Below are 21,616 nucleotides of genomic sequence, written 5' to 3' on the forward strand. Positions count from 1 at the left end.
GGAAGTCCTTTGGTTCTCGTGGGGTCCGCCGTCCAGTCTACAAAGAGCTGCCGACGCGGGTGTCGGGACCCGCTAGAGGACGATGCCCGAGAAAGCCAGTGCCTGCCGCACGAGGTTCCCGCGGCCGCCGTCGAATTCCTGCTGCACGTTGTCGCTGAGCACCTCTTGGGGCGTCATCCACGTGAGTTCCAAGGCGTCCTGGCGGGGGTCGCATTCGCCGGTCACAGGAATGATGTAAGCCAGCGAAACGGCGTGCTGGCGGTCGTCCGTGAAACCTGTCTGGGAGGGAGCCGGGAAGTATTCGGCCACCGTGAAGGGAACTGGGCTGATGGGCAGCTGCGGGAAAGCCAAGGGGCCGAGGTCCTTCTCCATGTGCCGCAGGAGGGCCGCGCGGATGGTCTCGCGGTAGAGGACGCGGCCGGAGACGAGGTAGCGGACCATGTTTCCGTCGGCGTCGCCCTGGAGGAGGGTGCCGACTTCGTTCACATACCCGAGCGGGTCCAGCCTGACCGGAACAGCCTCCACATAGACCATGGGGAGTCGGCCGCGGGCTTCGAAGAGGTCTTCATCTGAAAGCCAGCCTGGATACGGGTCGGGTGTACGTACGCTCATGGTTAAGTTCTACCGCATCCCCAGCCGAAGTTCCTTGGTGGCGTTCCGCTGGCTGCGTGGTTACGCTCTCGGCGGTATTAGAGGGCCAGAACGGACTCGAGCGGCTCCCCGGATGTTATGCGGGCAAGGATGGCGGGCTCCGCCGCGTCGGATGCGAGCGCTTTCCCCAGCACGTTGCCTGCCGCTTCGGGGGAGAGGATGATCAGCCCGTTATCGTCGCCCAGGACCAGGTCTCCGGGGCTGACCTCCACGCCTCCGCAGTGCACCGGGACATTGACGGCGGAGCCGGTTCCGTACAGGCGCTTGGTGGTCAGGCACGATGTTCCGCGGGCGAACACGGGCAGGCCGGTCTCCCGGAGTTCCAGGACGTCGGTGGCCACGCCATCAACCACCACGCCGGCTGCTCCTTGGGCGAGCGCTGCGGCTGCCGTGACGGCCCCCACGGGCGCATGCTGGTGGTCGCCGCCCATGTCCACCACCAGCACATCGCCGGGACGGAGTGCCAAGAGTGCGTGGTTCATGGCAATGGCGTCGTGGTCTGCGATGCGGACTGTGACGGCGGGGCCGGCAATTTTCACGTTTGCCAGCAACGACTGGATGGCGGGGGAGACGAAGCCATCCTCAAGGAAGTGCCCGACGGTGGGGTAGCTGACATCGCTCAGGTCCTGCAGGAGTGTTGGGCTCACGGGGTTACCTCCGGTTTCTGGGCAACGACAGCTACGCATTCGATTTCCAGGGACACGCCCCAAAGGCTCACGCATACGGTGGTCCGGGCCGGTTTGGCGGTGCCGAAGTACTCCACATACACGCGGTTGTACTCCTCGAGCTGGTCCTGGCTGGTCAGGTAGGTGTTGACCTTGACCACGTGTTCAAGGCTGGATCCTGCGGCTTCCAACACGCCCGCGAGGTTCTGGATGGTTTGCCGGACTTGCCCTTCAAAGCTGTCCGGCTGATGGTCCAGGCCGGTGATCGCGGGGATCTGGCCGGAGGTGAAGACAAAACCGTTGGCAATGACCGCCGGGGAAAAGGGCCCGACGGCGGGCGCCTGGCCGGGGATGCCGGCCAGGCGCTCGATGGTGGTGACGGTCACCGCGCTGCCGCGGCTTCCGTGGAGCCAGCGGACGCCGGTGCCTCATCGACGGCGTCGATGTTGCCGTACCGGGTTTCGGTCAGCAGGAAGAGAGCCACCAAGGACAGCCCGGCTGCGGCCATGATGTACCAGGCAATCGAGGAGCTCTGGCCCGTCATGCCCAGGAGCCATGTGGTGACGAACGGGGTGGCGGCGCTGCCCAGGAGGCCGGACAGCATGTAGGCCACGGACAGGCCGGAGTAGCGGACCTTGGATCCGAAGAGCTCGGCAAGGAACGTTGCGATGGGGCCGTAGTTGGCGCAGAACGCGGTCATCATGGCCAGGTAGGCGACGAACAGCAGTGCCACCGATTTGGTGTCCATGAGCCAGAACATGGGGAACGCGAGGGCGGCCTCGGCTGCCACGCCGGCGAAGATGATGGGTTTGCGGCCGAACTTATCGGAGAGCTTCCCGAAGAACGGGATGAGGAACAGCCCCAGGATGCAGGAGGCCAGGACCACCCATAGCATCAGGCTCTCCGAGTGGCCGAGTTCCTTCTTACCGTAGGAGACGCCGGAGGCCACCAGCAGGGTGAACGTGCTGCCCGTGGACAGGGTAGCGACGCCGCCCAGGACAACCTGCTTCCAGTACTTGGCCATCAGCGCGGCGAACGGCATCTTGGCTTTAGCGCCGGCGGTCTTGACGGCTTGGAAGGACGGCGTTTCCTCGATGTGCAGCCGGATGTAGATGCCCACGGTGACCAGGAGGACCGAGGCGAGGAACGGAATGCGCCAGCCCCAGGAGTACAGGGCCTCGGTGCTGACCGTGGAGGCCACAATCAGGAAGGCCACGTTGGCGATCAGGGTGCCTGCGGGAACGCCAACCTGCACCAGTGAACCGTAGAAGCCGCGACGTGCGGGAGGAGCATGTTCAACGGTCATCAGCACGGCACCGCCCCATTCGCCGCCTAGTGCCAGTCCTTGGATGACGCGGAGGAAGAGCAACAGAAGTGGTGCCATGATGCCGATGCTGTTGTAGTCCGGCAGCAGGCCAATGGCGAACGTTGCCGCTCCCATGGTCAGGAGGGAGACCAGCAGCATGGATTTGCGCCCCAGCCGGTCACCGAAGTGGCCGAAGATGATGGCGCCCACCATGCGGGCAATGTAGGCGGAAGCGAACGTGCCAAACGCCAGCATGGTGCCGACGATCGGATCAAAGCTGGGGAAGAAGATCTTGTTGAAGACGAGGGCCGACGCTGTTCCGAACACGAAAAGGTCGTACCACTCGACGGTGGTGCCAATAACGCTGGCAAGGGCAATCTTGCGCATCTTGGCCAGGTCCAGCCTGGATGTGGATGCGGAGGAAGTATCTACCGTGTGGGCCATCTGATTCTCCGGATGGGGTGCGGGGACGAATGTCCGGTGCAAGGTAGCTACAACTATGGTGTGTGCCGGATCACACCATCAATGGCATAATCTCCAGCAAACCGCGGCCAGGAATGTGAGAACACACACCGGTGCGCAGCTTCGCCTGCTGAAGCTTAGGCCCACGCCACCACCAGCCGTGCCGTTTTCGCTGGGACGGCGAGGTCGATTCCCGTCAGCTCCTGGAAGCGGTTGAGCCGGTTGAGGATGGTGTTGCGGTGGCAAAACAGCTGCTCGGACGTGACGGTGACGTTGCCGGTGGACAGGTAGTTCCGGACCGTTTCCAGCAGTCGCTCGCGCTCGCCGCCCCGGCACTCGGCCAGGGCTTCTTCGAGTTCCGCGGCGAGGTCCAGGCCTGCATCCTGCAGGTTTTGCTGGGCCAGCCGCGCCCACGCGGAATCAGCTGACAGTGGACCGGAATCCCGTGGCCGCAGCAGAGCAGCGAGGCTCTCCGCGGTGCGGGCGGCCCCTGGAAGGGCCCGCAGTCCAAGGACCTCGGGCACGTAGCCACATGGGACATCGACGACGCCGGGCGGCAGCTGCTGGCCGTCGGCTTCAGGGCTGCGCGTCTCGCCAAGGGGCTCAGCACCCCGCGTCCGAACAGCCGGCAGCGCCCAGAAAACATAGGTGTTGCCGCCGGACTCGTGGAGAAACAAGCGCTGCCGGGTGTGCTGCCCCGATCCGAACTGGGACGTTGCGGCGCGTAGCCGGGCACCGGGTTCGCCGCTTGCTGCCACCAAGGCGAAGCGCGATTCGGGGTTGATGCCCAGTGCCGCAGCTACCTGGGAGGAGGTTTCCAGGGACGGGCTGCTCTGGTTGAACAGGCGTGCGATGAACTCGCGTTGGATGCTGGACTCTTCCTGCGCCATCCTGACGCGCTCGGTCAGGTAGCTGGTGTGCGTCCGGGTGGCGAATTCGTCCACGACGCTCCACACCTGGTCCACCCTGGTGGCCAGCAAGGCGGCGTCCTCAGTGTGGGCGATCTCCAGCAGTTCGGCCCAAAGAATGCTGAAGTCCAGCCGCACGGCAGAGGTGAGGGACTCCGGTGGGATGCCGGCTCGAGCGCGCTTGGAGCCGAGGTCTGAGGCGAAGTCGAGCAGGCCATCGCGGCTGTCCGCCCTGCCATTCCTCAGGCCGCTGATCAGCCGCCGGAAAGTCTCCCGTGCGGTCTCCTGGATTTCCAGGACCGTCACTTGGCTTTCGCCGTATTCGGGGATTTCCCGGACTCTCGTGGTGAAGGCCTGGGCCAGGGTGTCCAGCCTGCCTTCAAGCTCGTCCACCAACTCGGCCCAGCGAACAGAATGCCCGGATGTCTCGGAATTGTGCATCCACACATTCTAGCGCCACGATTCCGGGGTGGATTGCTAGTTTTTTTGGGGAAAACTACTGGCACTATGGATTGAGTCACACAAATTTGCCCGGGCACCCCCAGCGTCCGGTCCCGTTCGCACTCATGGAGTAACTATGGCAAGCACGGTCAGCGGAGCTACGGACGCCAGTCCCACGGCAGTACGCGTCGTCGATGAAAGCGTTACCAAGAAGGTGGCCCTGGCTGCCCTCGTGGGCACTGCACTGGAATGGTACGACTTCTTCCTTTTCACCACAGCCGCTGCGCTGGTGTTCAACGCACAGTTCTTCGTTTCCCAGGACCCCTTTGTGGCGGCCATGGGATCCTTCGCCACTCTCGCGGTGGGCTTCGTTGCCCGCCCGATCGGTGGCTTCATTTTCGGTGCCCTTGGAGACAAGGTTGGCCGCAAGAAGATCCTCATGGTCACCATCGTGGGCATCGGTATTGTCACCGGCCTCATCGGTCTCTTGCCGAACTACATGACCATCGGCCTGGCAGCTCCCATCCTGCTGGTTGCCTTGCGCATCGTCCAAGGCCTTGCCGTGGGTGGTGAGTGGAGCGGCGCGGTGATTATCGCCGTCGAGAATGCTCCGGTGGAGAAGCGCGCACGCTACGCCGCCCTGCCGCAGATCGGTTCCCCGATCGGCACCATCCTGTCCTCCGGTGGCTTCTTCGGCATGCTGTTCCTGGTGGGCCAGAGCAACTTTGACGCCTGGGGCTGGCGCATCCCCTTCATCGCAGCCATCCCGCTGCTTGCCATCTCATTGTGGATCCGCAGCCGGCTCAGCGAATCACCCGAATTTGAAGCCCTCATGGAGTCCGGCGAGACCGAACACGCTCCCATCCGCGGCGTCCTGAAGAACAGCTGGCGCCAGATCCTGGTGGGCATGTGCTCGGCATTGCTCGGCATCGGTGGCTTCTACCTCATCACCAGCTTCGTGGTCTTCTACGGCACCAAGGTCCTCAAGCTGCCCTCTGAACTGCTGCTTTTGGGCACCCTGCTTGCTGCAGCCCTGGAGATCGGCGCCCTCATCTGGGCCGGACGCATGGGCGAAAAGTTCGGCGCCAGCAAGGTCATCCTGTGGGGCGGCGTGGCCTCGGCCGTCATTGCCATCCCGGTCTTCCTCGCCATCGACAGTCGCAACCCCGTCCTTGTTGTCCTGGGCATGGTGATCGGCGTCGCCGTCCTTTCCATCCCGTACGCCGTCTCCGGCACGGCACTGACAGCGCTGTTCGCCACGAAGGTCCGCTACACCGGCGTCGCCATCACCTCCAACACCGCCGGCGTCATCTCCGGATTCGTGCCGCTGATCGCCACCGCCTTGGTAGCAGCCAACAACTCCTTCTGGCCCGGCGCCATCATCCTGCTGGTGGTTTCCGTACTGACGGCACTCTCCGGTCTGTTCCTCCCCGCCCTTTCCATCGAAGAAGAAGGAATGAAGCATTGAGCACCACCGCCGGCCACTTGATTGTTGGCCAACTCGAACGCGCAGGCATCAAGCGTGTGTACACCGTTCCCGGCGAGAGCTTCCTCGATGTCCTTGACGGCCTGCACGGCTCGCCCATCCAGAACGTGGTGGCCCGCCAGGAAGGCGGTGCCGGGTTCATGGCACTCGCCGAAGGTCGTCTGACTGAGCTGCCCGGCGTTGCCATGGTGACCCGTGGTCCGGGTGCAGCCAACGCCTTCATCGCCGTCCACACCGCCTATCAGGACGCCACTCCGCTCATCCTGTTCGTCGGCCTGATTCCGGTGGCCGACCGGGGCCGCGAGTCCTTCCAGGAATTCGATATCAACGCCTGGTTCGGCAGCACCGCCAAGAAGGTAGTGACCCTCGACGACGCCGCTTCCGCCGCCCGCGTGGTGGACGACGCCATCTTCACCGCCCTGAGCGGACGCCCCGGCCCCGTGGTGATCGGCCTCCCGGAAGACGTGTTGGTGCACGTCGTGGAGAACGCCACGGTGGAACCCCGCAAGGTTGCCCGTCCGGAGCCTGCCGCGGCGGACCTGTCAGGCCTCACCCAAAAACTGGAGAAGGCACGCAAGCCGCTCATCGTCGTCGGCGGTGAAGGCTGGACGCAGGACTCCGGCGAGCAGCTGGCCGCCTGGGCCAGCCGTAACAGCATCCCGGTGGTGGCCGACTTCCGCGCCTACGACGCCGTCCCGCACCGCAGCGACGCCTACGCCGGCTTCCTTGGCTACGGACGCAGCGACGCCAACGCCCAGCGCCTGGACGACGCCGATCTGATCGTCTTTGTTGGCTGCGTCCGCGGCGACGTCCTCTCCGACGGCTACAAGCGCGGACTCGACGCCGAAACCGTCGTAGTCAACGCCGATGCCAACCTCCTGGGCCACTTCGGCCGCGTGGACCAGCACATCATTGCGGACGTCACCGCATTCGCTGCGGCCCTCCCCGCCACAGCTGTGGAGGTCAACCGCGAGGAAGGCTGGTTCGCCAGCGCCCGCGCCGATCAGCTCACGTTCTCCACGCCCCAGCCCGACGGCGGCATCGGCGTCGACTTGGGCGTCGCCATGGAGGTCCTCAAGAAGGAGATGGCCGACGACGCCGTCCTCACCTTCGGCGCCGGGAACCACGCCCTGTGGCCCGCCCGGTACTTGGACCACAACTCGGCCAACTCTCTGGCCGCTCCGCGCAACGGCGCCATGGGCATGGGTATCCCGGCAGCCGTGGCAGCCTCGCTCGCTTATCCGGGCCGCCAGGTCATCTCCGTGGCAGGCGACGGTTGCTTCATGATGAACGGCCAGGAGATCGCCACTGCCATGGGCTACGGTGCCACGTTCATCGTCCTGGTGGTGGACAACGGCATCTTTGCCACCATCCGCGAGCACCAGGAAGCGCACTACCCGGACCGCCCGTCCGGCACCCACATGACCAACCCGGACTTCGCCGCACTCGCCCGTTCCTACGGCGGTTACGGCGAGCGCGTGGACCGCACGGAAGACTTCGCAGCCGCGTTCCACCGCGCCGTCGACTCCGGCCTCCCGGCCCTGTTGCACCTGCCGCAGGACCCCACCACGCGTTCCCCCAAGACTTCAACAAATTGACCGGAGCCTTCACCGTGATCCAGCTTCAGAACATCATCAACGGCGAGTCCGTGGACGCCGCGGCCAGCCTGCCGTTCTTCGACCCCGCCACGGGCCAGCAGATCGGCACCGCGCCGGACAGTGATGCTGCCGCCGTCGACGCCGCTTTCCAGGCCGCTGCCGCAGCTTTCAAGAGATACAAGCGCACGACGCCGGGAACACGCCAGTCGCTGCTGTTGCAGCTGGCCGACCTCATCGAGGCGAACGTTGACCGTCTTCTCGAGGCCGAGGTTGCCTGCACCGGCAAGCCTTCCGCCCTCACCAAAGAGCTCGAAATCCTGCGCGGCGCGGACCAACTGCGCTTCTTCGCCGGGGCGTGCCGGGTGGTTTCCGGTACGGCGCAGACCGAGTATGTGGAGGGTTTTTCGTCCACCATCCGGCGTGAACCCATCGGTGTGGTGGCCCAGATTACGCCGTGGAACTACCCGTTCATGATGGCCATCTGGAAGATCGGTCCGGCCCTCGCTGCGGGCAACACCTTGGTCCTCAAGCCTGCCGACACCACCCCTTGGTCCACACTGGTCCTGGGTGAACTGGCACAGCAGGTCTACCCGGCCGGCGTAGTGAACATCGTGTGCGGCGGGCGCGAAGCCGGCGCTGCGATGGTGGATCATGACATCCCGGAGATGGTGTCCATTACGGGCTCCACACGGGCCGGTGCACAGGTCATGTCCGCGGCGTCCAAGACGCTCAAGGACGTGCACTTGGAGCTTGGCGGCAAGGCGCCCGCTGTGGTGTTTGCCGACGTCGATATCCAGCGGACTGCCAGCGAAATCGCCCTGGCTGCCTTCTTCAACGCCGGGCAGGACTGCACTGCGGTGACCCGTGTCCTGGTGCACCAGGACATTCATACGGAGTTCGCAGCAGCCCTGGCTGACGCCGCCTCTGCCTTGAAGGTGGGCGGTTCCGATGCGGATCTTGGCCCGCTCAACAGCGCCGCGCAGTTGGAGCGGGTAGAGGGCTTCATGTCCCGCCTGCCCGCCAACGCCCGCGTCCTCTCCGGCGGCAAGCGCACCGGAACCGGCTTCCACTTCGAGCCAACGGTGATCGACGGCGTCTTCCAGAGCGACGAGGTGGTGTGCGACGAAATCTTCGGCCCCGTGCTGACCGTCCAGCCGTTCGCCACCGAGGAAGAAGCGATCGAACTCGCCAACGGCACCAAGTACGCGCTGGCCTCCAGCGTGTGGTCCGAGAACCATGGAGTGGTTACCCGCGTATCCAACGAGCTCGACTTCGGGGCCGTATGGATCAACTGCCACCAGGTGATCCCGGCCGAAGCACCCCACGGCGGGTTCAAGCATTCGGGCACGGGCAAGGACCTCTCCGTCTATGGACTTGAGGACTACACGCGCATCAAATCCGTCACCACCTCCCACCGCTAGAACCGGACATGAAACTCGACCTCCTCCTGCGAAACGCAGAGATCATCACCATGGATCCGGACCGCCCTGTGGCCGGCTCGCTGGGCCTCTGGCAGGGCCGCATCGTGGGCTTGGACGAGGATCTGGATGGCTTGGACGCTGCTCAGGTGCTCGATCTTGGCGGTGCCACCGTCACTCCAGGCTTCATCGATGCCCACTGCCACACCACGTGGTTCGGGCTGGGCCTGGCGGAACTGGACGTCTCCGGTGCCCGCGGCTTGGAGGAGCTCTATGAGTTGCTTCGGGGCGCTGTTGCCAACCCCGGGACCGACGGCGAGGGCTGGCTCTTCTCCACTGGTTTCAGCCAGACCCAGCACGGCGGGTCCTTCCCGGACATCGCCGAGCTGGACCGCATCACGGGGGAGCGGCCGCTGTTCATGCGGCACAACTCCGGGCACATGGCCGTGGTCAACACAGCCGCGTTGCGGCTGGCAGGTGCGGAGTCGCCGTCGTTCCCGGATCCCGACGGCGGAGCGATCGTCCGCGACGCAGCGGGACATCCCACGGGACTGGTTCAGGAGACGGCCCAGGAACTGATCCAGCGGCTGATCCTGCCGTATTCGCTGGAGGACATCGAGGCCGCCCTTGAGAGGGCCACGTTGTATTACGCCTCCGAGGGCATCACGAGTTTCACCGAGGCCGGGGTGGGCGGCGGGTGGATCGGGCACAGCCCGGCCGAGCTCGCTGCCTACCAGAGCGCTTCGGCCAACGGCCGGTTGCATGCCCGGGCACAGGTCATGCCCGTGCTCGATGTGCTGCATGGCCTGGGCGGTCATGCTTCTGACAGTGCTGGTGCCGCACCGGCCGGGCTGGACCTTGGCATCACCAGCGGCTTCGGCAATGACTACCTATCGCTGGGCCCCGCGAAAGTGTTCCTGGATGGCTCGCTCCTGGGCGAAACCGCGGCCGTGAGTCACGAGTTCTGCAGCCACGGCCACAAGGACAACCGCGGCAACGTTGGCTATTTCCAAGCGGATCCGGCCCAGCTGCGGGAACGCATCGAGGCCGCCTACGCCGCCGGGTGGTCCATCGCGGCCCACGCCATCGGGGACCGGGCCGTTGACCTCGCCGTGGATATCATCACCGACTGCCAGGGCGTGTACGGGCAGCGCCGTTTGCCCAACAGGATCGAACACGCCTCCATGACGCGCCCCGAGCAGCTGGCAAGGCTCGCGGACGCAGGAATCGCCGTGACACCCCAGGCAAGTTTCTTCCGCGAGGGTGGGGACGGCATGACCGCGTCCCTCGGGCCGGACCGTTTGCCGTGGGCCTACCGGGCAGCCAGTTTCCTGGACGCAGGAGTGATGCTCGCGGGAAGCTCGGACCGGCCGGTAGCCGACGGAAACGTGCTCCGCGGCATGCAGGCGTTCGTGGACCGCAGGACCGGGTCCGGGGCTGTCTTCGGTAACCCGGCCGAACGTCTCACCCCACACCAGGCACTCGCCGCGTACACCTCCGGAGCCGCCGCAGCAACGGGGACCCTGGCCGAGAAAGGCACGCTGACACCCGGCAAACTTGCCGACTTCGCCGTCCTGTCCGATTCACCGTTGACGGCGCCTGCCATCAGCGAACTGCAGGTCCTGGCCACCGCCGTCGGCGGCCGTTTTACCTACCAATCAACCTACTTCCACGCGGAACCTTCCTCGGAAAGTCCGTACGCTGCCCGTGTTTCAGCGAGCCGTGTATCAGCAACCCAAAGCTCATAGGGGAGACCATGACCATCACCACTAGTTTCACCACCCAGGACACCGCCTTCGTGCAGGACTTCCGGACCATGAGCGCCTTCGGTGCCACGGAGAACGGCGGCGTGGACCGCCAAGCGGCAACCATTCCCGACGGCGAGCAGCGCCGCTGGCTCGCCGGACTCCTGGAGGAGCACGGCTTCACGGTGAAGTTCGATCACGCCGGCAACCAGTGGGGCCTCTACGAAGCTGTGCCCGGTGCGCCCTACGTGGTGGTCGGCTCGCACATGGATTCACAGCCGACGGCGGGACGTTACGACGGCGCGTATGGCGTCCTCGCTGCTGCCCACGCCGCGTTCCGCCTGGCCGCCCGCTGGGAAGCCGGCGCCACAGCACCCACGTTCAACCTCGCCGTCGTCAACTGGTTCAACGAGGAAGGCAGTCGCTTCAAGCCGTCCATGATGGGCTCATCCGTCTACACCGGCAAGCTGGAACTCGAGGACGCACTCAACACCAAGGACGCCGCCGGGGTCACCGTGCGCGATGCCTTGGACGCGATCGGGTGCCGCGGAACGTATGAGGGGCCGGAAGCCGCGTACTGCGCCGAGATCCACATCGAACAGGGCCGCAGCATGGAGCGCGACGGCGTCACCATCGGGCTGGTCAGCTCCAACTGGGCCGCCAACAAGTACGAGTTCGTGGTTCACGGCGAGCAGGCACACACCGGTTCCACGGTGATCGCGGACCGCAAGGATGCTCTGCTCGGGGCCTCGATGCTGGTGGTTGCCGCACGCGAACTCGCCGACCGCTTCCCGGGTGTCCTGCACACCTCGGTGGGTCAGCTCAACGTGTACCCCAACTCGCCCGTGGTGGTGCCGTCCCGAGTGAACCTCCTGCTGGACCTGCGCAGCGCCGACGAAGCCGTCCTGGCCGAGGCCGACGCCCTGCTGCACGCCCGCATCACGGAGATCGAACAGCTGGCCAACGTCACCGTAGAGAAAAACCACTCACACTCCTGGGCCGTCACCCCGTACCAGCCCGAAGGCGTGGAGCTCGCAGCCAAGGTTGCCGCCGACCTCGGGCTGTCCAACAAGGAAGTGATGACCCTGGCCGGGCACGACTCCACGAACATGAAGGACATCGTCCCCACCGTGATGCTGTTCGTGCCCAGCGTTGATGGCATCTCCCACAACGAGCACGAATACACCACGGACCAGGACATCGTGGCCGGACTCACCATGCTCACCGAGGTGGTTGCCCGTCTGTGTGACGGGGCGCTGGAGAACTAAACAGCCTCCACCACGATCGAGGCCGGTGCCGCGCCACCCGAGGCATCGGGATTGGCGATGTACAGGACACCCTCGCTGATCCTTGCCTCGACTTTTGCTGCCCTGAGGCGGTCCAGCAGAGCTTCCAACCCGTCGTCGTACTCGAACGCGAGTTCGCCGTTGGTGCCATCCGCCCCGTGGATCACCCGCAGGATTCCACCGTTCTTGGTGGTGAACGTGGCCGATTCGTCGTCCTCCGTGCGCGGCCGGGCGCCGATGTTCCGGAGGTCGTTGGCCGCCAAGCCCACAAAGGGACTGACCCAGGTGGCTACCACGGTGAGCGCGGAATCGGCCTCACTTGAAGTGGCCCACGTGCCATCCATGGCACGCCGCGCGGGGAATGCGAAGAACTCGAAACCGTCCTCCGTGGAGATACGCACAGTGGCTCCGTCGGGAGTTTGGTGGAGCTCTGCCTGCGTGCCGGCTTCCTCGGTGCGGCGTGCGAACTCCTCCAGGTTTCCTGCTTCGACCCCAAAGATCGTGGATCCGTCCAATGGATGGCCATGGTCCACGGAGCCCACCGCAACGCGACCCGAACCGGCGTCGTATTCGCGCCAGGCGTCGTCGTCAACGGTCTTCACCAAACCCAGAGCCTGAAGGAGCGCGTCCCACTGCTCGGGGTGGGACGTGTAATGAGTGGGGCGGGCTCGCAACATCGGTCCTCCTGGGATTGTCAGGGCTTCTGCGTTTCAGCCTATGCCGTATCTGCCGTTCCCAGCAGAATGAGTCCATGCCCATTGAGCTTGAAGAACTTCTTGTCCGAGACGGCGCCGCGTGGCGTGCTTGGCTTTCGGAGCATGCCGCAGACAGTCCCGGCGTGTGGCTGATCCTGCACAAGAAGGGCGGCAACGTCACGGAGTTGGACTACGACGCCGCGTTGGACGAGGCCCTGTGCTTTGGCTGGATCGACGGCCAAGCGAAAAGCCGCGACGACCAAAGCTATTTCCAGCGGATGACACCCCGCGGCCGCAAGAGCATCTGGTCAGTGCGGAATGTGGGGCACATTGCCCGTCTGGAGTCCGAGGGCAGGATGACCGACGCCGGACGTGCCGCCGTCGAGGCCGCCAAAGCTGACGGACGCTGGGAAGCGGCCTACGCCGGGCCAGCGGACTCCGTGGTCCCGGACGACCTCGCTGCAGCCATCGCCGCAGTCCCGGAAGCTCAGGCAATGTTCGACGTCCTGACATCACAGAACCGGTTCGCCCTTATTCACCGCACCAACGGGGTTAAGCGCGCAGACACCCGTGCGCGCAAGATCGCCGGTTTCGTGGAGATGCTTGCCCGCCACGAAACGCCGTACCCGCAGAAGAAACGGCCGACGTAATGCACCAGGCCGGTCAGGTTTCGGACGGAAACGCCACGCCTTCGCCCACCACGCGCAGACACAATTCAGTGCCGGGCTTGGTGATCGAAGCGTTCCAATGCCTGATGGTGATGATCTCCCCGCCGCCAGGGTAGCGGTGACTGTTGCCCGACGCGCCGCCGTCCGGGGCCGTGTACTCACCCAGCTTGATACGAACAGTGGTTTCCGGCCCGAAGTAATCCGTGTCCACCACCACTCCGCGGATAGGCCCATCGGAGGCAATGCGGATTTGCTCCGGCCGCAGCATCAGCTGCACCCTTCCCTGCGCCGGCGGGCGGCGGACCGGAATTCCGCCCAGCGAGCACGTGGCCAGGGAGCCTTCCATCCACGCCTCAAGAATCACGGCGTCGCCAAGGAATTCAGCCGTGGCGCGATCAGCCGGACGGGTGTAAACCACAAAGGGGTTGCCTATCTGGGCCAGCTTGCCGCCGCGCATGATGGCCACCTGGTCAGCGAAGGAGAGCGCTTCGGCTTGATCGTGGGTCACGAGGATGGTGGTCACACCGGCAGCACTGAGCACCTTGGCTACGGCCCTGCGGGTGGCTACCCGAAGTCCGGCGTCGAGCGCTGAAAAAGGTTCGTCAAGGAGCATGAGCTCAGGTTCCCGGGCCAACGCCCGGGCCAAAGCGACCCGCTGCTGCTGACCGCCGGACAATTGGTGCGGCCGGCGCTTGGCCATGGACGCATCCAAGGACACCATCTCAAGCAGTTCCTGCACCCGCGACCTCACGGCGCCGCGACCGCCGTCGAGCTTTCCTGAATCCAAGCCGAACGCGACGTTCTGTCCCACCGTCAAGTGCGGAAACAAGGCGCCGTCTTGGGCAACGTACCCTACCTGCCGTTTGTGCGCGGGCACCCACTCGCCTTCTCCGGCCACCCGGGAACCGTTCAGGCTGATGGAACCTGTGTCCGGATGCTCAAAGCCCGCGATCAACCTCAACAGCGTGGTCTTGCCTGAACCGGAAGGGCCCACGATCGCAGTGGTCCCGCCTTTGGCGACGGAGAGGTTCACGCCCTTCAGCACGGCTTGGGAGCCAAAGTTCTTGGTGACCTCCCGGATATCCAGGTGCGCATTCGTGGTGGGAGCCACCGATGGGGCCACCCGCGGCGCAGGAAGCCTGGAAGGGGATTGTTCGGTCACTGTCCGGCTACTTTCTTGGACTGTTGGAAGAGAAGGTATGTCATGGGGGCTGACAGCAGGATCATCAGCAACGCGTAAGGTGCGGCGCCGGCGTAGTCGATCTCGCTGCTTTTGCTCCAAAATTCAGTGGCCAACGTGCGCGTACCGTTGGGCGAGAGGAGCAAAGTGGCCGTCAACTCGTTGACTATGGCCAGGAACACCAACGCAGCACCGCCGGCAGCGGCCGGGGCAGTGAGCCGCAACGTCACCTTGAAGAAGGACTCCAAAGGGGTCTTGCCCAAGGACTGCGCGGCCTCATCGAGTTCTTTGGGGGCTTGTGCCAAGCCAGCACGGATGTTCACCAAGGCCCTCGGAAGGAACAGCAGGACGTACGCCGCTATCAGGACCCCCGCGGTCTGATAAACCCCGGGGACCACCCGGATGCTGACGGTGACGAACGCCAGGCCCACCACGATTCCGGGCAGCGAACTGGTGACGTAATTGGACAGTTCCAACATCTTGCTGAACCAGCTCGGGTGTCTTACAGCCAGGTAAGCCATGGGGAATGCCACCACCGTGGTGACCAGTGCCCCCGCTGCCCCGTACATGAGGGTTTGCGAGAGCGCCGGGATTAAGTCTTCAGCCGCCCATACGTCCGAACCGCCCGCCATCACCCACTTCAGCACAAACCAGAGCGGCAACCCGAAGGCCAGGACAGTGAGGGCCAGCAGTGCAAGCTGAGCAGGCCATTGGTAGGCCCCCAGAGGCAGGCGGATAGCCTTCGCCTGCGCGCCGGAGCCGATCCGGGCGTAGCGGGCAGTGCCCCGACTTTTGACTTCGGCCAGCAGCAGCAGCAAGCACAGGAGCACCAAGACGCTCGCCAGCATGTTCCCTGCAGTGCCGTTGAAGGTGGACTGGAATTGGACCATGATCGCCGTGGTGAACGTATCAAAGCGGATCATCGCGAAAGCACCGTACTCAGCCAACAGATGCAGGGCCACCAGCAGGGCGCCACCGGTCATGGCGATGCGCAGTTGCGGCAGGACAACGCGGAAAAACACGGCCCAGGAACCCAGGCCCAACGATGCCGCGGACTGCTCGATGGCGGGGTCCAACCGGCCAAGCGTCGCCGCGGCAGGGATGTACACCAACGGGAAGTAGGACAACGTGGCGATCAGCACACCGGACCAGAGTCCTTCCAAGGAAGGAACGGCGGACACCCAGGAGTAGCTGTTGACGAACGCCGGGATAGCCAAAGGCGCGGCCAACAGCACCGCCCACCAGCGGTGTCCGCGGAGCCTGGTTCGTTCCACCAGCCAGGCACCGCCCACTCCGAGCCCCAGGCATAGCGGCACTGTGAAGACCATCAGCAACACAGTGTTCAGCAGGAGTTCGCCCACACGGGGACGCACAATGAGATCCACCACCGTGTCCCAACCTGTCGCCGCCGTCATGTACAGCACGTAGCCCAGCGGAATCAGGGAAAACAGCGCAATCAGCACCGCCAGCAAGGACACCGTGGAAACGCCGAAAGGCGGGCGGGGGCGCTTGCCCCGGCCCGCCGTCGTCGTGCTTCCCTCTGAACGTGGAACGTTGGGAGCCGATAGATCAGTGGTCACAGAATTACAGGAGTCCTGCCTTGGTCATCAGATCGGTGACCTTGGTGGAGTTCAGCTTGGCGGGATCCACCGTGGGTGCCTGCAGGTCCTTGATGGGAACAAGCTTTTCATTGGCATCAACCTCTGAGGCGATGGCGTACTCAAAGGAGGTTCCGGTCTTGAGGATCTCCTGGCCGGCCTTGCCCGTGATGAACTTCAGGAACGCCTGGGCGTCGGCTGCCTTTTTGGACGACTTGAGGACGCCGCCACCGGATACGGACACGAACGCGCCCGGGTCCTGGTTCTTGAAGTAGTACGGTGTGACGTTCTTGGAGTTCTCGCCGGTCTTGGCCTGATCGCCATAGTAGTAGTAGTGGTAGATCAGTGCTGCGTCCACTTCGCCGGCGTTGACGGCTTTCATGGCGGTGCTGTTGCCCTTGTAAGCCTTGAAGTTTTCCTTCATGCCCTTGAGCCATTCTTCGGTTGCGGCCTCACCCTTGAGCTCAAGCAGGGCCGAGACGATCGCTTGGAAGTCGGCGCCGGAGGGGGAAGCGGCCCACTTTCCCTTCCACTCGGGCTTTGCCAGATCCAGCATGGACTTGGGCAGCTGGTCATCGCTGATCTTGTTCTTGTCGTACACCAGGACGGTGGAGCGCGCGGCAATACCAGTCCATTTGCCGGTGGACGGGCGGAACTCGGCAGGAACCTGGTCGACGGTGGCTTTGTCGACGTCGGCGAACAGGCCCGCATTCTCCACCTGCGCCATTGCAGGGGAGTTCTCGGTGAGGAAGACGTCTGCCGGTGAAGCAGCGCCTTCCTGCACAATCTGGTTGGACATCTCGGTGTCCGAGCCCTGGCGCAGGGTGACCTTGATGCCGGTCTCCTTGGTGAAGGCGTCGATCCATTCCTTGGTCAGGCTCTCGTGCTGAGCGTTGTAGACCGTGATGCCATCGCCGGTAGCCGCGGATTCGGAGGAATCCGGTGCAGTGGTGGTGTTGGAACCGCAGGCGGAAAGGCCAAGAGTGGCAGTGGCGAGGAGTGCGATTCCGGCCAGAGCGTTTTTGGGGAGCTTCATGGGGGCTACTTTCTGGATACAAGCACGGCAGTCCAAGAACTGTGGCTTGGGTCCGTGCTGGCGGGTAGGTTGGGGAGCCCGCTGAGGAAAGCGTAGGTTAGGCATACCTTTGTTTGAAGATGAAACGGCAATAAGTGACGAGGATCACTAGAAGTATTGCGTGTCTTAATTGCTTGGAATGCTCGCGGCGGCTTCCAGTGCCATCCAGGCTTGAAGCTGCGTGGAAAGCTCGACGGCGGCCCCCACCGGATACGTTTCGCTCGCCGGTCGCTGGGGGTCGAATGAGAAGACGATGGCAGGAGTTCCGCGGCGGGACGTGGCCTGGTTCTGGTTCTCGCGGCGGCCGGTCCACAAGGCATCGGCCGTGCTGCGCACCAAGGACGTGGCCGTCTCTCGCGTTGTCGCCGGGAGTCTGGCGTCCCTTGCAGCCAGCGCGAGGTAGCGGAGCAGGATGCCGGTAAAGAGGCCGCCATCTCCTGTGCCGTCACCGCGGAACACCTGCGTGCCGGGAAGCGTCAGTTCGCGTTCCACGGCGTCCACAAGCAGGGCGGCTCTGCGCAGATTGTCCTCACCGCCCAGTTCCAGCAGCGCACCCAGGACCGGGCCCTGGTTGTAGGTGTAGATGGCCGCATCCAGCTCTGTTTTGCCGTTGCTGATTCGCAAACCATCCAAGTACACGCCGCGTTCCGGGTGGAGGAGTTTGTTGTTGAGCCAGGTCACCAGTGATTGCGCGCGCTCTTGGTGGCCTGTCCGCGCATAATAGAGGGCCACGGGGGCAGTAGCGGGTGTGTTCTTGAAGTCGCGCTTGGTGCTCCAAAAGGTGCCGCCACCAAGGTGGTCGGTAGAGGCCGAATCGAACTGCAGCGTCAGGCTCTTTTGGACGTACGCGTTGCGCCGGCGACCAGGCTTCTTGGTCTCCTCCGCCAGCTTCTCCAAGCGCAGCGTGGCGAGGGCCAGCCACGCCATATCGTCGTAGTAGTCGTTCACGAAACGCAGCAGATTCCGCAACCGGATAGTGGTGACCAGCCGTGAAGCGAGCCGGCCGGCGCTAGGGCGGGAGGCGCCGTCGAACTTTGTTTTGCTCGCGAGTTCACGGCGGCCGGCGTCCACCAGGCAATCGACGTAGTGCGCTTGCCACCAATAGTGCCAAGGGCCGGAGATGCTCTTGAGGGTGTTGCTGGGCAGACTCACGGCGCCGATGTGGGTCCCTGGCAGGAAGAGCAGTCGCCTACCGAAGCTTCGGGTCACTGAGCGGGCCGCCTGATTGGCGCGCGACGCCCATTCGGTGGCGTCTGTGGAGGGGGCCGGCTTCCCGGTCGGCTCGATCTGGCTGGACATGTCATTAGCCTAGCGGGGTCGGGAAATTGGCCTATCGGAGCCGGTAGTGTGCGCTGGACCACAATTCCAGTTAACATGCATTAACGGATTTGGGTCTGCATCAAGGAGGATGAATGGACATCAAGGGCACAGTCGCGCTGGTTACCGGCGGGGCATCAGGGCTGGGGGCGGCTACCGCCAAGCGCTTGTTCGACGCCGGGGCCTCGGTGGTGCTGGTGGATCTGCCACAATCTGCCGGGGACGCCTATGCCGCCGAGCTGAATGCGGCAGGTTCCGGTGAGGCACGCGCGGTCTTTGCTCCCGCGGACGTCACCAACGAGTCCCAGGTCCAGGCCGCCGTCCACGCCGCCCTGGCTTTGGGGCCACTGCGCATCGTGGTCAATTGCGCCGGAATCGCGACCCCCGGGAAAGTTCTGGGCCGCGAAGGCGTACTGCCGCTGGAGACCTTCAACAAGGTCATACAGATCAACCTCGTGGGCACCTTCAACGTCATCCGCTTGGCCGCAGCAGCCATGGCGGAAACCGAGCCTGTCTCAACGGAACTGGGCGGGCCCGAACGCGGCGTCATCATCAACACCGCGTCCGTGGCTGCCTTCGAAGGCCAGATCGGCCAGCCTGCCTACGCCGCATCCAAAGGTGCGGTGGCGGCCATGACACTCCCCTTGGCGCGGGAGTTTGCCCGTTCACTGATCCGGGTGGCCACCATTGCACCCGGCATCTTTGAAACGCCCATGATGGCCGGACTTCCCCAGTCAGCCCAAGACTCCCTTGGCCAGCAGGTCCCGCATCCAGCACGCCTTGGCCGCGCCGCGGAATATGCAAACCTGGCGGCCCACATCGTGGAAAACGCCATGCTCAACGGGGAAACCATCCGACTCGATGGCGCCATCCGTATGGGGCTCAAATGATGGGCGACTACAGCGGCTCTCCGGGATTTCCCTCTGGTTCCGTTCCGTCCGGGCCCGTTCCGGCTGGGTCCGTTGGGTCCGTTCCGCCGTCCGTGGCTGACCTTCCTACGGCTGACTTCTTCGACTTCGAATCGCTGCTCAGCGTTCAGGAACAGCGGAAACTCAACGAACTCCGGGCATTCCTTGCCTCCGAGATTGCCCCGCACGCCGGGCAATGGTGGGAGAAGGCAGAGTTCCCGGAACACATTCTCCCCAAGCTTGCTGCCCTCCGGCTCAGTGCGCCGGCACAGCGTGGGTATACACACCTGTTTGCCGGACTGGTGATCGCAGAGATGACACGCGTTGATACTTCCATCGCAACGTTCTTCATGGTCCACCACGATCTCTTCGTGGAGTCCCTCTACGACTTCGGCAGCGACGTCCAACAGGACCGCTACCTCGACGACGCCTCCAATCTCCGCACCACCGGAGCCTTCGCGCTCACAGAACCCAACCACGGATCGGACGTCGCCGGCGGGATGGAGACCACTGCCCGCCGTGTTGAGCGGGCAGATTCCGACGGCGGCGATTACTGGGTGATCAACGGTGCCAAACGCTGGATTGGAAACGGGACGTTCTGCGACTACATGTTGGTGTGGGCCAAGGACGAAAAAGACGGCGCAGTGCGTGCCTTCATCGTTGACGCATCCCTGCCGGGCATCACCCGCAGCCGCATCGAGAACAAGATAGCCCTGCGGACGGTGCAGAACGCCGACATCGTCTTTGCTGACGTCGAGGTAGCTGAGGCAGATCGCTTCGCCGGCATCAGCAGTTTCGCCGACACCAACCACCTACTCCGTGGATCACGCATCATGGTCGCCTGGCAGGCAGTGGGTCAACAACTGGCAGCCTTCGACGTCGCCCGGCAGTACGCCGTCGAGCGCATGCAGTTCGGCAAGCCACTGGCCAAATTCCAGCTCATCCAGCAACACCTGGTGGACATGCTCGGAAACGCGGTGGCCAGCATGGGGATGATGGTTCGGATAGCGCAACTGCAGGAGGACATTTTCACGGACGCCCAGGGGGTCCGTCACGGAGGCGCCGACATGGCACAGGTGGCGCTCGCCAAGGCCTACTGCAGCGCAAGGATGCGGGAAACTGTGGCGTTGGGCCGGTCAATCCTGGGCGGGAACGGAATCGTCACCGATTACCGCATCGCTAAAATCTTCGCCGACGCCGAGGCCATCTATACCTACGAAGGCTCCTACGAAATCAACTCGCTGATCGTTGGCCGCGCCGTAACGGGGGTTTCAGCCATCACCTAGACCGCCCTGGCTGTACGGTCCGGGTGCTAGCCCTGCGGAAGTTTCTCTCCGGCCTCCACCCGCACGTCGACTGAATTGCCCCGAACAGGCATGGGGCAGGTGCCATAGGGAGTGAAGGCACTGGGGTAGTTGATGGCACGGTTGAAATCGATCACCACGGACCCGTCGGGGCGAGGCCTGGGGATGAACACCTTCCGCCATTCATCCGTGGTGTCACCGTTGGTCTCATCGTGGAAAGTGACGTTAAGCGCGCCCAGCTTCTCCTCTTCCGCGTGCAGCCGGATTTCGTGGGGAACGCCCGGTGCCCGGAACACCACCTCGCCCACGGACCTGTGGACACCGTCCACCAAGGGGTTGGCCGTGCCGATGGGTACGTCCATGGGCTCAGCGTAAGGTTCGAACCGGCCCTCGATAACCCAAGCAGGGCTGTACGCATAGGTGGGGACACCCTCGAACCCAGTCAACACGGGGGAGCTGTTGTCGCGGGTGCGAACCGCGTACTTGTCCGCACGCATGGCAAGTTCCACCACAACTTGCTTGCCGTCGTCGCCTCCAAACTGCACCCACATCAGCGACTCTTCGTCCTGCAGTGTCGCCGTAATGGTCCCCTCAACAACCTGTCCTGTCTCCACCAAGGTGAGCCCGTCCGCGGCGCTCGCCGTGAGGAAAGCCGTGGTGCCATCAGTGGACCAGAGGCCCGGAACAAGTTCAACCTTGGACGGTTGAGCCTCAAGCCACTGGAAGGACGTGAGCGTCAACCAGCCGTGCTCGGTGGCCAGGGCCGCATTTCGACCGGCACGGAACCGTTCCCAACGGGCGAGTTGGGGATCGATTGTGGTGGTGGGCGAGCTCATGGTTCTCCTCGGCTGTGTTCACGTCAGATCTCGGTGTTGCACTTGGCTCAACTATGCGCTGGACGCCGT

The 21,616-nt window shown here is 64.2% G+C and carries 19 protein-coding genes; 8 read left to right on the forward strand and 11 right to left on the reverse strand.

The genetic code is table 11. From position 1 onward, the window contains the following. Window positions 1-72 precede the first annotated feature (72 nt). From AC1RJY_RS13545 to AC1RJY_RS13565, 5 genes are all read right to left on the reverse strand, one after another. Window positions 73-612, reverse strand: coding sequence for an NUDIX hydrolase family protein (locus AC1RJY_RS13545; protein WP_011773488.1), 540 nt, complete (start codon window positions 610-612; stop codon window positions 73-75). Between the two features lie 77 nt (window positions 613-689). Then, window positions 690-1,298, reverse strand: coding sequence for an RraA family protein (locus AC1RJY_RS13550; RefSeq protein WP_498602505.1), 609 nt, complete (start codon window positions 1,296-1,298; stop codon window positions 690-692). Then, the gene (locus AC1RJY_RS13555) at window positions 1,295-1,702 is read right to left on the reverse strand and encodes a RidA family protein (protein WP_011773490.1); all 408 of its coding nucleotides are present in this window, start codon (window positions 1,700-1,702) and stop codon (window positions 1,295-1,297) included. The genes AC1RJY_RS13550 and AC1RJY_RS13555 overlap by 4 nt, the downstream gene beginning before the upstream one ends. Further along, a complete protein-coding gene (locus AC1RJY_RS13560; protein ID WP_210064653.1) occupies window positions 1,699-3,066 on the reverse strand; it encodes an MFS transporter in 1,368 nt (455 codons plus the stop codon). Before AC1RJY_RS13560 ends, AC1RJY_RS13555 begins: the two co-directional genes overlap by 4 nt. A 155-nt stretch (window positions 3,067-3,221) precedes the next feature. Continuing rightward, complete coding sequence (locus AC1RJY_RS13565) at window positions 3,222-4,433, reverse strand: PucR family transcriptional regulator (RefSeq protein WP_210064651.1); 1,212 nt, start codon at window positions 4,431-4,433, stop codon at window positions 3,222-3,224. Between the two features lie 136 nt (window positions 4,434-4,569). Here AC1RJY_RS13565 and AC1RJY_RS13570 point away from each other — a divergent pair, with 136 nt between their 5' ends. Genes AC1RJY_RS13570 through AC1RJY_RS13590 form a run of 5 tightly spaced genes read left to right on the forward strand, consistent with a single transcriptional unit; the run spans window position 4,570 to window position 11,948 of the window. Continuing rightward, window positions 4,570-5,901 (forward strand): MFS transporter, encoded by a 1,332-nt coding sequence (locus AC1RJY_RS13570; protein WP_498602506.1) that lies wholly within the window; start codon window positions 4,570-4,572, stop codon window positions 5,899-5,901. Further along, on the forward strand, window positions 5,898-7,517 hold the full coding sequence (locus tag AC1RJY_RS13575; protein ID WP_498602507.1) for a thiamine pyrophosphate-dependent enzyme: 1,620 nt from the start codon (window positions 5,898-5,900) through the stop codon (window positions 7,515-7,517). The genes AC1RJY_RS13570 and AC1RJY_RS13575 overlap by 4 nt, the downstream gene beginning before the upstream one ends. A 14-nt stretch (window positions 7,518-7,531) precedes the next feature. Then, window positions 7,532-8,938, forward strand: coding sequence for a gamma-aminobutyraldehyde dehydrogenase (locus tag AC1RJY_RS13580; protein ID WP_011773495.1), 1,407 nt, complete (start codon window positions 7,532-7,534; stop codon window positions 8,936-8,938). A gap of 8 nt (window positions 8,939-8,946) precedes the next feature. Continuing rightward, the gene (locus tag AC1RJY_RS13585) at window positions 8,947-10,683 is read left to right on the forward strand and encodes an amidohydrolase (RefSeq protein ID WP_498602509.1); all 1,737 of its coding nucleotides are present in this window, start codon (window positions 8,947-8,949) and stop codon (window positions 10,681-10,683) included. Between the two features lie 8 nt (window positions 10,684-10,691). Then, complete coding sequence (locus tag AC1RJY_RS13590) at window positions 10,692-11,948, forward strand: M20 family metallo-hydrolase (protein ID WP_011773497.1); 1,257 nt, start codon at window positions 10,692-10,694, stop codon at window positions 11,946-11,948. Here the strand turns inward: AC1RJY_RS13590 and AC1RJY_RS13595 are convergent. Continuing rightward, window positions 11,945-12,643 carry a hypothetical protein gene (locus AC1RJY_RS13595; protein WP_498602511.1) on the reverse strand — a complete coding sequence of 233 codons (699 nt, stop codon included), beginning with the start codon at window positions 12,641-12,643 and terminating at the stop codon, window positions 11,945-11,947. The genes AC1RJY_RS13590 and AC1RJY_RS13595 overlap by 4 nt on opposite strands. 74 nt (window positions 12,644-12,717) lie before the next feature. On the opposite strand from AC1RJY_RS13595, the gene AC1RJY_RS13600 reads away from it, so the two are divergent. Then, window positions 12,718-13,311 carry a YdeI/OmpD-associated family protein gene (locus AC1RJY_RS13600; RefSeq protein ID WP_011773499.1) on the forward strand — a complete coding sequence of 198 codons (594 nt, stop codon included), beginning with the start codon at window positions 12,718-12,720 and terminating at the stop codon, window positions 13,309-13,311. A gap of 13 nt (window positions 13,312-13,324) precedes the next feature. Here AC1RJY_RS13600 and AC1RJY_RS13605 read toward each other — a convergent pair whose 3' ends face one another. From AC1RJY_RS13605 to AC1RJY_RS13620, 4 genes are all read right to left on the reverse strand, one after another. After that, window positions 13,325-14,491, reverse strand: coding sequence for an ABC transporter ATP-binding protein (locus tag AC1RJY_RS13605; protein WP_187329918.1), 1,167 nt, complete (start codon window positions 14,489-14,491; stop codon window positions 13,325-13,327). Beyond that, complete coding sequence (locus tag AC1RJY_RS13610; protein ID WP_498602512.1) at window positions 14,488-16,089, reverse strand: ABC transporter permease; 1,602 nt, start codon at window positions 16,087-16,089, stop codon at window positions 14,488-14,490. The genes AC1RJY_RS13605 and AC1RJY_RS13610 overlap by 4 nt, the downstream gene beginning before the upstream one ends. Before the next feature lie 4 nt (window positions 16,090-16,093). Beyond that, window positions 16,094-17,143 carry an iron ABC transporter substrate-binding protein gene (locus AC1RJY_RS13615; protein ID WP_498602513.1) on the reverse strand — a complete coding sequence of 350 codons (1,050 nt, stop codon included), beginning with the start codon at window positions 17,141-17,143 and terminating at the stop codon, window positions 16,094-16,096. Window positions 17,144-17,308: 165 nt separating this feature from the next. Next, window positions 17,309-18,481 carry a glycoside hydrolase family 76 protein gene (locus AC1RJY_RS13620; protein ID WP_498602514.1) on the reverse strand — a complete coding sequence of 391 codons (1,173 nt, stop codon included), beginning with the start codon at window positions 18,479-18,481 and terminating at the stop codon, window positions 17,309-17,311. A gap of 113 nt (window positions 18,482-18,594) precedes the next feature. Between AC1RJY_RS13620 and AC1RJY_RS13625 the strand changes: the two genes are divergently transcribed. Together AC1RJY_RS13625 and AC1RJY_RS13630 are read left to right on the forward strand one after the other, a co-directional pair. Beyond that, window positions 18,595-19,389, forward strand: coding sequence for an SDR family NAD(P)-dependent oxidoreductase (locus AC1RJY_RS13625; protein WP_498602515.1), 795 nt, complete (start codon window positions 18,595-18,597; stop codon window positions 19,387-19,389). Next, complete coding sequence (locus tag AC1RJY_RS13630; RefSeq protein WP_286176341.1) at window positions 19,386-20,693, forward strand: acyl-CoA dehydrogenase family protein; 1,308 nt, start codon at window positions 19,386-19,388, stop codon at window positions 20,691-20,693. The genes AC1RJY_RS13625 and AC1RJY_RS13630 overlap by 4 nt, the downstream gene beginning before the upstream one ends. A 26-nt stretch (window positions 20,694-20,719) precedes the next feature. On the opposite strand, the gene AC1RJY_RS13635 is transcribed toward AC1RJY_RS13630, so the two are convergent. After that, complete coding sequence (locus AC1RJY_RS13635) at window positions 20,720-21,547, reverse strand: DUF1684 domain-containing protein (protein ID WP_014920754.1); 828 nt, start codon at window positions 21,545-21,547, stop codon at window positions 20,720-20,722. Between the last annotated feature and the right edge of the window lie 69 nt (window positions 21,548-21,616).

Source organism: Arthrobacter sp. GW822-FHT05G07, from assembly GCF_058799755.1.